General features: G+C 72.2%; 11 protein-coding genes and 1 tRNA gene. 5 read left to right on the plus strand and 7 right to left on the minus strand.

The window, feature by feature from the left end; translation table 11 throughout:
* Positions 1–71: 71 nt before the first annotated feature.
* The 6 genes from ACFU0Y_RS13075 to aceE form a co-directional block, all read right to left on the minus strand.
* A complete protein-coding gene (locus ACFU0Y_RS13075) occupies positions 72–1331 on the minus strand; it encodes a beta-ketoacyl-[acyl-carrier-protein] synthase family protein (RefSeq protein WP_380214964.1) in 1260 nt (419 codons plus the stop codon).
* 111 nt (positions 1332–1442) lie between these two features.
* Positions 1443–1688, minus strand: coding sequence for an acyl carrier protein (locus tag ACFU0Y_RS13080; protein WP_368832706.1), 246 nt, complete (start codon positions 1686–1688; stop codon positions 1443–1445).
* 202 nt (positions 1689–1890) lie between these two features.
* Positions 1891–2958, minus strand: coding sequence for a beta-ketoacyl-ACP synthase III (locus tag ACFU0Y_RS13085; protein WP_380214965.1), 1068 nt, complete (start codon positions 2956–2958; stop codon positions 1891–1893).
* 111 nt (positions 2959–3069) lie between these two features.
* A complete protein-coding gene (locus ACFU0Y_RS13090; RefSeq protein ID WP_380214966.1) occupies positions 3070–3984 on the minus strand; it encodes an ACP S-malonyltransferase in 915 nt (304 codons plus the stop codon).
* Positions 3985–4062: 78 nt separating this feature from the next.
* Positions 4063–5337, minus strand: coding sequence for a PucR family transcriptional regulator (locus ACFU0Y_RS13095; protein WP_380214967.1), 1275 nt, complete (start codon positions 5335–5337; stop codon positions 4063–4065).
* Between the two features lie 109 nt (positions 5338–5446).
* Positions 5447–8185, minus strand: a complete 2739-nt coding sequence (aceE, locus tag ACFU0Y_RS13100) for a pyruvate dehydrogenase (acetyl-transferring), homodimeric type (RefSeq protein WP_380214968.1) — start codon at positions 8183–8185, stop codon at positions 5447–5449.
* A gap of 439 nt (positions 8186–8624) precedes the next feature.
* Between aceE and ACFU0Y_RS13105 the strand changes: the two genes are divergently transcribed.
* The 4 genes from ACFU0Y_RS13105 to ACFU0Y_RS13120 all read left to right on the plus strand — a co-directional run bounded on the left by ACFU0Y_RS13105 (position 8625) and on the right by ACFU0Y_RS13120 (position 10676).
* Complete coding sequence (locus ACFU0Y_RS13105) at positions 8625–9041, plus strand: DUF3052 domain-containing protein (RefSeq protein ID WP_298585098.1); 417 nt, start codon at positions 8625–8627, stop codon at positions 9039–9041.
* Between the two features lie 35 nt (positions 9042–9076).
* Positions 9077–9535, plus strand: coding sequence for a peroxiredoxin (locus ACFU0Y_RS13110; RefSeq protein WP_380214969.1), 459 nt, complete (start codon positions 9077–9079; stop codon positions 9533–9535).
* Positions 9536–9567: 32 nt separating this feature from the next.
* The gene (locus tag ACFU0Y_RS13115) at positions 9568–10482 is read left to right on the plus strand and encodes a Sir2 family NAD-dependent protein deacetylase (protein ID WP_380214970.1); all 915 of its coding nucleotides are present in this window, start codon (positions 9568–9570) and stop codon (positions 10480–10482) included.
* 118 nt (positions 10483–10600) lie between these two features.
* A tRNA-Val gene (locus tag ACFU0Y_RS13120) sits at positions 10601–10676 on the plus strand.
* Positions 10677–10717: 41 nt separating this feature from the next.
* On the opposite strand, the gene ACFU0Y_RS13125 is transcribed toward ACFU0Y_RS13120, so the two are convergent.
* The gene (locus ACFU0Y_RS13125; protein ID WP_380214971.1) at positions 10718–11002 is read right to left on the minus strand and encodes a hypothetical protein; all 285 of its coding nucleotides are present in this window, start codon (positions 11000–11002) and stop codon (positions 10718–10720) included.
* A 185-nt stretch (positions 11003–11187) separates the two neighbouring features.
* Here ACFU0Y_RS13125 and gndA point away from each other — a divergent pair, with 185 nt between their 5' ends.
* Positions 11188–12645: an NADP-dependent phosphogluconate dehydrogenase gene (gndA, locus tag ACFU0Y_RS13130; protein ID WP_380214972.1), complete on the plus strand. Its 1458-nt coding sequence runs from the start codon at positions 11188–11190 to the stop codon at positions 12643–12645.
* Positions 12646–12687: the final 42 nt, after the last annotated feature.

Consider the following 12687-nt stretch of genomic DNA (forward strand, 5'->3'; position numbering starts at 1 on the left):
GGGCCGTCCCGCGACCAGCGGGACGGCCCTCGTGCGTGCGCCCGGCCGCGCGGGCCGGAACGGGCGTGCGCTCAGACGGTGCGGAACGCGGCGACCGCGTTGTGGCCGCCGAAGCCGAAGGAGTTGGACACGGCCACGAACTCCCCGGACGGGAGGTCGCGGGCGTCCGTGACGACGTCGAGATCGATCTCCGGGTCCTGGTTCTCGAGGTTGATCGTGCACGGCGCGGTGCGGTGGTGGACGGCCAGCACGGTGAGCACCGCCTCCACGGCACCCGAGCCGCCCAGGATGTGGCCCGTCATCGACTTGGTCGCCGAGACGCACATGTCGTCCACGGCGGAGCCGAACGCACGGCGCAGCGCGCCGGCCTCGGGGGCGTCGCCCTTGGGCGTCGAGGTCGCGTGCGCGTTCACGTGCCGGACGTCGCCCGGCCCGAACTCGCCGGTCTCCATGGTCTCGGCGAGGGCACGGGCCGCCCCGCGGCCCTCCTCGTCGGGCGCGGTGATGTGGTAGGCGTCCGAGGTGAGGCCCGCGCCCGCGAGCTCGGCGTAGACGCGCGCCCCGCGGGCCTTCGCGTGCTCCTCCGACTCGAGCACCACGGCGCCGGCGCCCTCGCCCATGACGAATCCGTCACGGCCGGTGTCGTAGGGACGGGAGGCGCGCTCGGGCTCGTCGTTGCGCTTGGACAGCGCCTGCATCGAGGCGAACGCCGCGATGGTCACGGGGTGGATCGCCGACTCGGCGCCACCCACCACCACGAGGTCCGCCTTGCCGGAGCGGATGAGGTTCATGCCCTGGTAGAAGGCCTCCGTGCCGGACGCGCACGCGGAGACGGGCGTGATGGACGCGGCACGGGCCTTGAGGTCCATGCCGACGGCCGCCGCGTTGCCGTTGGGCATGAGCATCGGGACGGTGAGCGGCATGACGCGCCGCGCCCCGCGCTTCTGCAGGGTGTCGTAGGCGTCCAGCAGGGTCCAGACCCCGCCGATGCCGGTGCCGAAGGCCACGGCGAAGCGGTCCGGGTCGACCTCGTCGGAGGTCTCGGCGTTGCTCCCGGAGAAACCGGCGTCGGCCCACGCCTCGCGCGCGGCGATGACGGACAGCTGGCCCGAGGGGTCCAGGCGCTTGGCCTCGACCCGGGAGAGCACCTCGCCGGCGGGGGTCGAGACGGGCGCGGCGATCCGCACGCCCAGATCGTAGGTGTCCACCCAGTCGTGCTCGATGGCTCTGACACCGGAGACGCCCGTGGTGGCGCTGCGCCACAGCTCGGGGACGGTACCACCGATCGGGGTGGTGGCACCGAGACCGGTGACGACTACTTTGCGGGTCATGACTGCACTTCCTCGTGTCCTGGGGTGATGCGGCGGGCGGCCCGCCCGGTCGCTGGTCGGTGCGGCGCGGCGGATCCTGCGGTCCGCCGCGTCCCGCACCGACCGGCCGGATCAGGCCTGGGCGTTGTCGATGAAGCTGACGGCGTCCTCGACGGTCTTGAGGTTCTTGACCTCCTCGTCGGGGATGGTCACGTCGAACTTCTCCTCGGCGTTGACCACGATGGTCATCATCGAGATGGAGTCGATGTCGAGGTCCTCGGTGAAGGACTTGTCCAGCTGGACGGCCTCGGTCTCGAGGCCGGTCTCCTCGTTGACGATCTCGGCCAGGCCGGTCAGGATTTCCTCTTTGCTCGCCATGGTGGCTTTCCTTTCTCTGCGGCTGCCGGAGCAGCCGGTGGTGACGTGCGCCCCGGGCAGGTGCCGGGTGCATCTGTCCCGGTCAGGCCGTCGGGGCCGGTCCGGGGGACATCGGGTGTGCGGTTCAACCCTACGACGACTCGCAGGGCCCCGCGGTGGCACCGACACGTGGGCGGGACCCCGGTCCCCGTGCCGGCGGAGGTCAGGGCAGGACGACGACCTGGGCCCCGTAGACGAGGCCGGCGCCGAAGCCGATCTGCAGGGCGAGCTTGCCGGACAGCTCCGGGTGCTCGGCGAGCAGACGGTGCGTGGCCAGGGGCACGGACGCGGCGGAGGTGTTGCCGGAGTCCGCGATGTCCCGGGCGATCACCACGGACTCGGGCAGCTTCAGCGTCTTGGCCATCTGGTCGATGATCCGCATGTTCGCCTGGTGCGGGATGAAGGCGCTCAGGTCCTCGGGGCTCACCCCGGCCACGTCCATGGCCTCCTGCGCGCGCTTGGCGACCTCCCAGGAGGCCCAGCGGAAGACCGTCTGGCCGTCCTGGCGCAGGGTCGGCCACAGGGTGGCGTCCTCGCGCACGGCGCCCGTCTCCGGATCGAGGAGGTCGGGGGACTGGGCGCGCTCGCGCCCCTGCTCCACCGCCCGGATGTCGGTCAGCGGGTGGGTCATCCGGATGGCGTCCCACTTGGAGCCGTCGGAGCCCCACACCGAGGGGCCGATGCCGGGGGTGTCGGAGGGACCGACGACCACGGCGCCCGCGCCGTCGCCGAGCAGGAAGGAGATCGAGCGCTCGCCGTTGTCGATGACGTCGGACAGCTTCTCCACCCCGATGACCAGCACGTAGTCCGCCGCCCCCGAGCGGACGAGGGCGTCGGCCTGGGCGATGCCGTAGCAGTAGCCGGCGCAGGCGGCCGAGATGTCGAAGGCCGGCGCCGGGGTGGCCCCCAGGCGGTCGGCCAGGGCCGCGGCGGCGGACGGGGTGAGGTAGGGGAACGAGATCGTGGAGACGATGACGGCCCCGAGCTGCGAGGCCTCGATGCCGGCGGCGGCCAGCGCCTCGCGGGCGGCGTGCTCGGACATGTCGAGGACGCTGACGTCCTCGGCGGCGCGGTGCCGGGTCCTGATGCCGGTGCGCTGCTGGATCCACTCGTCCGAGGACTCGATCCACTGGCAGACGTCGTCGTTGGTGACGATCACGTCCGGGCGGTAGACGCCCAGGCCGAGGATCCGGGAGTGCGCGTTGGTCTTCTGCTGCTTCAGGGTCACCACAGGGGTCGTTGCTCCTTCGTGCGGCCGGGCGCGGCGGACGGGCCGGCAGGGCGGGGCGGAACGGTCGCTCCGGCCTCGGGACGGGCGGCGCACCGGGTGCGCGCGCGGACGTCAGTCAAGAATACTCCTGGCCTGCTCCAGCTCCGCCGGCGAGCTCAGGGCGAGGGCCGGGACGCCCTTCATGCCGCGCTTGGCCAGACCGGCGAGCGTGCCCGCCGGGGGCAGCTCGACCAGCTGCTCGACGCCGCGCTCGAGGAGCGTCCGCATGCACAGGTCCCAGCGCACGGGGCGGCAGACCTGGGCCACGAGCGACTCGAGGTTCGCGGCGCCGCCCGTCACGTTCTCCCCGTCCGCGTTGGACAGGAGGGGGTGCACGGGGTCGGCGGGGGAGAGCCGGGGGGCCAGCTCGCGCAGGGGCTCCAGCGCCGGGGCCATGTGCTCGGTGTGGAAGGCGCCGGCCACCTTGAGGGGGATCACCCGGGCGCGGGCCGGCGGGTTCTCGGCGAGGGCGGCCAGCTGCTCGAGGGTGCCGGCGGCCACGGTCTGCCCGCCCCCGTTGGCGTTGGCGGGTGTCAGACCGGCGGCCTCGATGGCGGCGAGGACCTCGTCCTCCTTGCCGCCGAGCACCGCGCTCATGCCGGTGGGGACGGCGGCGGCGGCCTGGGCCATGGCGTTGGCCCGGGTGCGCACGAAGGACATGGCGTCGGCCTCGCTGAGGGCGCCGGCCAGGGCGGAGGCGGTGATCTCGCCGACCGAGTGGCCCGCCAGGACGAGGTCGTCCCGGCCGGGGCCGATCCGGTCGCCGAGCAGCCGGCCGGCCACGAGTCCCGCCGCCACGATGAGGGGCTGGGCCACCGCCGTGTCCTTGATCGTGTCCTCGTCGGCCTCGGTGCCGTAGTGCACGAGATCGAGTCCTGCGGCCTCGCCCAGCTCCTCGAGGTGGGCGCGGACGCCGTCGAGGGCGAGCCACTCGGTGAGGAAGCCGGGTTTCTGGGAGCCCTGTCCGGGGCAGACGATCGCGATCACCGCTACAGCTTCGCAAGGATGCGCCGCCGGGCGGTGGCCCGGAGGGCACCAAGCCCGGCGGCGGTGTTTGTAGGGAAGCTACAAGACCGGTCCCACGGCGGGCGCGGACGTGTCGATGGGGGCGCACGAGTCCGCGAGCCGGCCCGCCACGAGGGCGCAGTGCAGCACGAACGCGTCGCGGGGGACCATGGGGTCCCACCCGGTGAGGTCGCTGATCCGGCGCAGCCGGTAGCGCACCGTGTTGGCGTGCACGAACAGCTCCCGGGCGGTGGCCTCGAGGGAGTGGCCGACCGAGACGTACGCCGAGAGGGTCTCCACGAGCCCGGTCGCCGAGCGCGTGAGCGGGCGGTACACCGACTCGACCATCGCCGTGCGCGCGCTCTCGTCCCCGGCCATGGCGCGCTCCGGCCACAGGTCCTCGGAGTGGACCGGGCGGGGCGCCGCGGGCCAGGCCGGTGCCACGGACAGGGCGGCGTGGGCGAGCCGGGCGGAGCGCCCCGCCGCGAAGACCGTGGGGGACTCCGGTCCGTAGGCCACCGGCCCGGGGCCGAAGGCGGCGCTGAGCTTCTCGAGCGCCACCTCCCGGTCGGCCAGTCCCCCGAGGATGAGCACGAGCCGGTCCCCCTGGATGGAGACGAGGGAGTCCTGCGCGTGGCGGCCGGCGAGCCGCCGCAGCCGGGCCACGGTGGACGGCCCGGCCGCCTCGGGCGCGGAGCCCGTGAGCACGGTGACGGGGCCCGTCGACGCCCAGCCCAGGGCCGCGACACGGGAGCGCAGCGAGTCGGAGTGCTCCCCCCGCAGGATCCCGTCGACCACGAGCGACTCGAGCCGGGCGTCCCACGACCCGCGGTTCTCGGCGGCACGGGCGTAGACGTCGGCGGCGGCGAAGGCGATCTCCCGCGAGTAGCGCAGCACGGCCTCACGCAGCGCGGCCTCGTCGTGGTGCTTGGCGAGCTCCGGGACCTTCTCCTCGACGACGTCGACGACGATCCGCAGCAGCTGCAGGGCGTGCTGCAGGGAGATGGAGCGGGTCAGGTCCGTCGGGGCGCCCCGGAAGACCTGGGTGAGCACCCACAGGGGCTCCTCCGGGTCCTCGTACCAGCGCACGAAGGAGGAGATGCCCCGCTGGGCCACGAGTCCCAGCTCGGAGCGCTCGTCGGCGCGCAACTCCTCGAACCAGCCGAGGTCGGTCTCGAGGCGGCGGGTCGCGACCGTGGAGATGGCCCCCAGGTTCGCCTTGAGGTTCTCGAGCGTCTTCGGGTGCGGTGGGGCGAGGGGACGGGGGCGGTCGGTGGAGCGCCTGCGCGAGGGGCGCAGCCAGCGCGTCGTGGAGTTCCCGTCCTGTCCTGCCATGCCTCCGAGCTTAGAGCACGGGTTCGCCGCCCCGGACCCCGTCTGGACGACGGCGCCCCGTCCACCCGGGTGGGTGGGCGGGGCGCCGTGGAGCACCGGAGGAGTCGGCTCAGGCGTCGCCTCCGGCGTTGCCGGAGGTGCCGGCGGTGACGTCGGTGAGCGCGTACTTCTCGATCGCCTCGCCCGGAGCGCGCCAGTCGACGTCGCCGCGCTTGGCGAGCATCTCCAGGGCACGGACCACCATCGAGTGGGAGTCGATCTTGAAGTGCCGGCGGGCGCCGGCTCGGGTGTCCGAGAAGCCGAAGCTGTCGGCGCCCAGGGACGCGAACTCGTTCGGCACGAACTGGCGGATCTTGTCCGGCAGGTCCGCGCTGAAGTCCGAGACGGCCACGACCGGTCCCGTGGCCCCGGCCAGCTGCTGGGCCACGAACGGGGTCCGTGTGCCGTCACCGGGGTTGAGGAACGCGTCCTTCTCGGCGGCCAGGCCGTCGCGGCGCAGCTCCACCCACGAGGTCACCGACCACACGTCGGCGGAGACGCCCCAGTCCTCGGCGAGCAGCTTCTGCGCCTCGAGCGCCCACGGCACGGCCACGCCGGAGGCGAGCAGCTGGGCGCGGGGCCCCTCGTTCTCGGCGGGCTTCAGCAGGTAGATGCCCTTGAGGATGCCCTCGACGTCGACGCCCTCCGGCTCGGCCGGCTGCTGGTACGGCTCGTTGTAGACCGTCAGGTAGTACATGACGTTGTGGTCCTCGTCGCCCGTGCCGTACATGTGCTCGAGGCCGCGGCGCACGATGTGCGCGATCTCGTAGCCGTAGGCCGGGTCGTAGTGGATCACCGCGGGATTGGTCGCGGCCAGGAGCGGGGAGTGGCCGTCGGCGTGCTGGAGGCCCTCGCCGGTGAGCGTGGTGCGCCCGGCGGTGGCCCCGATGATGAACCCGCGGGTCATCTGGTCGGCGGCGGCCCAGAAGGAGTCGCCGGTGCGCTGGAAGCCGAACATCGAGTAGAAGATGTAGACCGGCACCATGGGCTCGCCGTGGGTGGCGTAGGCGGTGCCCGCGGCGGTGAACGCGGCCACGGACCCGGCCTCGTTGATCCCGGCGTGCAGGATCTGGCCCTGCGGGGACTCCTTGTAGGCGAGCATGAGCTCGCGGTCCACGGAGAGGTAGTTCTGGCCGTTGGGGTTGTAGATCTTCGCGGTGGGGAAGAAGGAGTCCATGCCGAAGGTGCGGGCCTCGTCGGGGACGATGGGCACGATCCGGTGGCCGAACTCCTTCTCCCGCAGCAGGTCCTTGAGGATCCGCACGAAGGCCATGGTGGTGGCCGCCATCTGCTTGCCCGAGCCCTTCTTCGCGGACTTGTACGCGGCGTCGGACGGGAGCGCGATCTCGTGCTGGTCGTGCGGGCGGTCCGGGACGAAGCCGCCGAGCTCCTTCCGGCGCTCGAGCAGGTACTTGACCTCGGGGGAGTCCTTGCCCGGGTGGTAGTACGGGGCGCCGTAGAGGTCGCTCTCCAGCTCCTCGTCCGAGATCGGGATGCGCAGGTGGTCCCGGAAGGCCTTGAGGTCCTCCAGGGTCAGCTTCTTCATCTGGTGGGTCGCGTTGCGCGCCTCGAAGTGGCTGCCGAGCCCGTAGCCCTTCACGCCCTGCGCCAGGACCACGGTCGGCTGGCCCTCGTGCTCGGTCGCGGCCTTGTAGGCGGCGTAGACCTTGTGGTAGTCGTGCGCCCCGCGCTTGAGCTCCCAGATCTCGTCGTCGGACATGTCCGCGACGAGCTCCTTGGTGGCCGGGGACTTGCCGAAGAAGTGGTCGCGGATGAACCCGCCGGACTCGGCCTTGTAGGTCTGGAAGTCGCCGTCCAGGGTCTCGTTCATGATCCGGACCAGCTCGCCGTCCTCGTCCTTGGCCAGCAGCTCGTCCCATTCGCGGCCCCAGAGAACCTTGACGACGTTCCAGCCGGCGCCGCGGAAGAACGCCTCCAGCTCCTGGACGATCTTGCCGTTGCCGCGCACCGGGCCGTCGAGGCGCTGCAGGTTGCAGTTGACCACGAACGTGAGGTTGTCGAGCTTGTCGTTGGCGGCCAGCTGCAGGAGGCCGCGCGACTCGGGCTCGTCCATCTCGCCGTCGCCCAGGAACGCCCACACGTGCTGGTCGGAGGTGTCCTTGATGCCGCGGTTGTGGAGGTAGCGGTTGAACTGCGCCTGGTAGATCGCGTTCATCGGGCCGATGCCCATGGACACGGTGGGGAACTGCCAGAAGTCCGGCATGGAGCGGGGGTGCGGATAGGAGGGCAGCCCGTTCGGTGCCTTGGTCTTCTCCTGCCGGAACCCGTCCAGCTGCTCCTCGGTGAGCCGGCCCTCGAGATAGGCGCGCGCGTAGTTGCCGGGAGCCGAGTGGCCCTGCCAGAAGACCTGGTCCCCGCCGCCGGGGTGGTCGGGGCCGCGGAAGAAGTGGTTGAGGCCCACCTCGTACAGCGTCGCCACACCGGCGTAGGAGGAGATGTGCCCGCCCACCCCGATCTCGGGGCGCTGGGCCCGGTGCACCATCACGGCGGCGTTCCAGCGCAGGAAGGCGCGGTAGCGCCGCTCGATCTCCTCGTCGCCGGGGAACTCCGGCTCCTGGTCCACCGGGATCGAGTTGACGTAGTCCGTGGTGGTGACCATCGGCACGCCCACGCTCTTCGCGCCGGCGTGCTGGAGGAGGGCGCGCATGATGTACTGCGCCCGCTCCGTGCCCTGCGTCTCGATCAGGCCCTCGAAGGACTCGATCCACTCCCGGGTCTCCTCGGTGTCGGAGTCCTTCAGGTTGTTGGTCAAGCCACTGAGGATGTGGTGGTTGCTGGATGAAGGCACGTTCAACCTCTCTTCGTCGAGTTGCCCGACGGAACCCGGGCGGGTGCGCGCGCGAGGACGCGGCCGGGTCGTCCGACAGTCTCAAAATACCCGTTGCCCGTACCGCTGTCCGGACGCCGCCCGGAAGCGGGTGGCGTCCGGGAACCGGCCCGGCGTGCGGATCGCGCCGCCGGGGCCGTCCCGGGCGAACGGGGTGTCTGTTGGCACCATGCTTCCACACCCGGGACGGACCGTCACACGGCGCTCACCCCAGGATTCGGACGGCGCTCACCGTGCGGGAGCTTGAAAGAGTCCCTGATCCGGTGTTGTCTGGACGGTGAAGCCGGTATCCGGCCCGCCACCGTGCCCCCGCGGTCCGCCGACGGGCAGGCGGAGCCCAGCACCGGTACGCAGTGCGTGGTCGTCGTTCGTCGGCCCGATCCCAGAAGGAGCGAGAACAGTGAGCGAGGCCAAGACCACCGCGGGTGACGCGGTAGTCCAGCTCGGTTTCAAGGATGGCGACTACATCCAGGAGTTCGGATACGACGAGGACGTCGACCTCGACCTGAGGGACGGGATCGAGGAGGTGATCGGCTCGGACCTGCTCGACGAGGACGACCAGGAGGTCGTGGACGCGGTGCTCCTGTGGTTCCGGGAGGGCGACGGCGACCTCGTGGACACGCTGGTGGACGTCACGACCACCCTGGACGACGGCGGCGTCGTGTGGGTGCTGACCCCCAAGGCCGGTCGCGACGGGTACGTGCCGCCCGCGGAGGTCCAGGAGGCCGCGCCCACGGCGGGTCTGCACGTGACCACGACCGCGCGCGTCAGCGCGGACTGGGCCGCGACGCGGCTCATGCCCAAGCGCAACGTCTGACCGGGCGCCACGGACCCCACCGGAGGAGACCACGCATGCTCGAGCTCGGCGCCACCGCACCGGACTTCACCCTCAGCAACCAGTTCGGCGAACCGATCGCCCTGAGCGCTCTGCGCGGCCGCCCCGTGGCGATCGTGTTCTACCCGTTCGCGTTCTCCGGGGTGTGCACCGGCGAGCTGTGCCGGCTCCAGGACAGCCTGCCCGTCTTCGACGACGCCGGGGTGAGGCTGCTCGCGGTGTCCGTGGACTCGAAGTACGCGCTGCGGGCGTTCGCGCGGGAGGAGTCCTTCGACTTCGACCTGCTCTCCGACTTCTGGCCGCACGGGGAGGTGGCCCGGCGCTACGGGGTGTTCGACCCGGTGACCGGTCTGGCGGAGCGCGCCACGTTCGTGCTGGACGCGGAGGGCGTCGTCGTCGACGCCTTCCGGTCCGAGCGGGGCACGCCGCGGGAGCTCGAGGCGTACCGCACCGCCCTCGGCAGACTGCACGGCTGAGCCCGGCCGGCCCCGAACCCCCACGAGCAGCGATGCCCCCCGTCCGCGCCGGCTACGGCGCCCCCGTGCCTCCCGACCAGTTCCCCGATCCGGACGCCGCCGGACTCGGACCCGGCCTCGCCGCCGCGGTCGCCATGCTGGAGGGCCGCCGGACCGCCGTGCTGACGGGGGCCGGCGTCAGCACGGACTCCGGCATCCCCGACTACCGGGGGCCCGGCTCCACCCCCCGGACCCCCATGACCTTCGACGAGTTCATGGGCAGCGCCGCCCTGCGCAGCCACTACTGGGCGCGCAACCAGTACGGCTGGCGCCACCTGGCGAGTGCCCGGCCGAACCCCGGCCACGAGGCCCTGGCCCGCCTGGAGGAGCTGGGGGTCGTCACGGGCGTGGTCACCCAGAACATCGACCGCCTGCACCAGGCCGCGGGATCCCTCAACGTCGTGGACCTGCACGGGCGCTACACGCAGGTGGGGTGCATGCGCTGCGCCACCCGCATCCCGCGGGGCGTGCTCTCGGACCTCTTCGACGAGCTCAACCCCGGCTTCTACGCCTCGATCTCCTCCCCGGACGACATCGAGTTCGCCCCGGACGCCGACGCCGTGGTCCCGCGCACGGCAGGCTTCCGCGTGCCCGACTGCCCCGTGTGCGGCGGGGTGCTGAAGCCCGACGTGGTGTTCTTCGGGGAGAACGCGCCCCGGCACCGGGTGCTGCGCGCACTGCGCATGGTGGACGCCTCGGACGCGCTGCTGGTCGTGGGCTCCTCCCTGACCGTGAACTCGGGGCGCCGCTTCGTCCGGCACGCCGTGCGCGCCGACGTGCCGGTGCTGATCGTCAACCACGGGCGCACCCGGGGGGACGCGGCGGCGCGGCTGAAGGTCGACGCCTCCGCGACCGCCTTCCTGGCCGGTCTCGAGCGGCGACTCGCCCGGCCGCGGGAGCGCCGGTGAATATGGCCAACGTCACGCCGGAGCGGACGGGACCCGCGTCGTCACGGATCCGTCACGGCGGGTAATCTGATCGGGAACCGGGTGCCGGCGGTTGCGAAAACCTCCCACCCGGTTGTCAGGGTCTTTAGCTCAGCTGGTAGAGCGCCACGCTTACACCGTGGATGTCATCGGTTCGATCCCGGTAGGACCCACCACTGCCCGTCGGTGGGCCGTTCCGCGGGAGCTCGGGGCGCGCTCAGCGGAAGTACACCTGCTTGTTCCCGGGCCGGGTGCAGAGCACCACGATGCTGCCCGTGCGATCGGCCGTCCGGGCCCGCTTGACGTAGCCGGAGGGCGGGCCCCCGCACAGCCGGGCGGCTCCCTCGGTGACCTGGGCGATCGTGGCCTCGTCGAGCACCACCTTGGTGCCCAGGACCAGGTCGACCCTGCCGCCGGCGGCCGCCGCGGGTGACAGGGCGGCGCCCGACCACAGGACGGCACCTGCCACGGCCCCCGCCAGCGCCCTCTTCCACGCGTCCATTCCGCCCCCCGGCTCCCGTCGTGCTCCAGGACCAATCTAGGAGCCCCTGCGGGGCGTGCAGCGATTGTGACGGCGGCGCTCTCCCGGACGTCGCCGTCGTCCCGCCCGGGTGATCCGCCCCGGTGCGCCGCGGCAACGGGCGCGCACCGGACGGAGCGGGCTCCCGGAGTTTGTAGGCTGGGGGCATGGCAGCAGAACAGAAAGCTCAGATCGGGGTCACCGGCCTCGCGGTCATGGGCGCCAACCTCGCCCGCAACTTCGCCCGGCACGGTTACACCGTCGCCCTCCACAACCGCTCGGTCGGCAAGACCGACGCCCTGCTCGACGCCCACGGCGACGAGGGGTCGTTCATCCGCACGGAGACCCTCCAGGAGCTCGTCGACGCCCTGGAGACCCCCCGCCGCATCCTCGTGATGGTCAAGGCCGGGGCCCCCGTGGACGCCGTCATCGAGCAGCTCGTCCCGCTGCTCGAGAAGGACGACATCATCATCGACGGCGGCAACTCGTACTTCCAGGACACCCGGCGCCGTGAGCGCGAGCTCGCCGAGAAGGGCCTGGACTTCGTGGGCATCGGCGTCTCGGGCGGTGAGGAGGGCGCCCTGCTCGGGCCCTCCATCATGCCCGGCGGCCCGGCCAAGTCCTACGACTCCCTCGGCCCCCTCCTCGAGGACATCGCCGCGAAGGCCGAGGACGGCACGCCGTGCTGTGCCTGGATCGACACGGACGGCGCCGGCCACTTCGTGAAGATGGTGCACAACGGCATCGAGTACGCCGACATGCAGGTCATCGGAGAGGCGCACGAGCTGCTGCGCTCCGTCGCCGGGCTCGAGCCGGCCGAGCAGGCCGACGTCTTCGAGCAGTGGAACCGCACCGAGCTGGCCTCCTACCTCATCGAGATCACCGCCCACGTGCTGCGCCAGGTCGACGCGCGCACGGACCAGCCCCTCATCGACGTGATCGTCGACGCCGCGGGGCAGAAGGGCACCGGCCGCTGGACCGTCCAGGAGGCCCTCGAGCTCGGCTCCCCCGTCACCGCGATCGCCGAGTCGGTCTTCGCCCGGGCGCTGTCCTCCGCCGAGCCGGAGATGCGCCTCGAGGCGCAGCGCGTGCTGCCCGCCGGCATCGGGGGCACCACCGAGGACGTCGTGCACGACCCCGAGTTCGTGGAGGACGTGCGCAAGGCCCTCTACGCCTCGAAGCTGGTCAGTTACGCCCAGGGCCTCGAGATGCTCACCATGGCCGGCCGGGAGTACGGCTGGGACCTGGACCTCGCGACCATCGCGGGCCTGTGGCGGGAGGGCTGCATCATCCGGGCCGAGCTGCTCGAGGTCATCATGGAGGCGTACAAGGGGGACAAGCAGCCGCTGAACCTGCTCTTCGCCCCCGAGTTCGTCGCCGCCGTCGAGGAGGCCCTGCCGTCCTGGCGTCGCGTCGTGGCCCGGGCCGTGGAGCGCGGCATCCCCGCGCCGGTGTTCGCCACCACGCTGAACTACTACGACTCGCTGCGCCGGCCCCGGCTCAACGCGGCCCTCACCCAGGGGCTGCGCGACTTCTTCGGCGCGCACACCTACCGGCGCACCGACGACGCCGAGGGCGTCTACCACACCCTGTGGAGCGGGGACCGCTCCGAGGTCGTCGCCTGACCGAACCCCTTCACGACGACGCCGGCCGGCCGTCTCCCAGCG

The sequence above is a fragment of the Kocuria sp. NPDC057446 genome (genome assembly GCF_042802875.1).
In the GTDB taxonomy this organism is placed as follows: Bacteria; Actinomycetota; Actinomycetes; order Actinomycetales; family Micrococcaceae; genus Kocuria.

Coding starts and splice junctions, on each gene's coding strand:
- ACFU0Y_RS13075 (WP_380214964.1), bottom strand. CDS start 1,331: ATGACCCGCAAAGTAGTCGTCACCGGTCTCGGTGCCACCACCCCGATC.
- ACFU0Y_RS13080 (WP_368832706.1), bottom strand. CDS start 1,688: ATGGCGAGCAAAGAGGAAATCCTGACCGGCCTGGCCGAGATCGTCAAC.
- ACFU0Y_RS13095 (WP_380214967.1), bottom strand. CDS start 5,337: ATGGCAGGACAGGACGGGAACTCCACGACGCGCTGGCTGCGCCCCTCG.
- ACFU0Y_RS13110 (WP_380214969.1), top strand. CDS start 9,077: ATGCTCGAGCTCGGCGCCACCGCACCGGACTTCACCCTCAGCAACCAG.
- ACFU0Y_RS13115 (WP_380214970.1), top strand. CDS start 9,568: ATGCCCCCCGTCCGCGCCGGCTACGGCGCCCCCGTGCCTCCCGACCAG.
- ACFU0Y_RS13125 (WP_380214971.1), bottom strand. CDS start 11,002: ATGGACGCGTGGAAGAGGGCGCTGGCGGGGGCCGTGGCAGGTGCCGTC.
- gndA (WP_380214972.1), top strand. CDS start 11,188: ATGGCAGCAGAACAGAAAGCTCAGATCGGGGTCACCGGCCTCGCGGTC.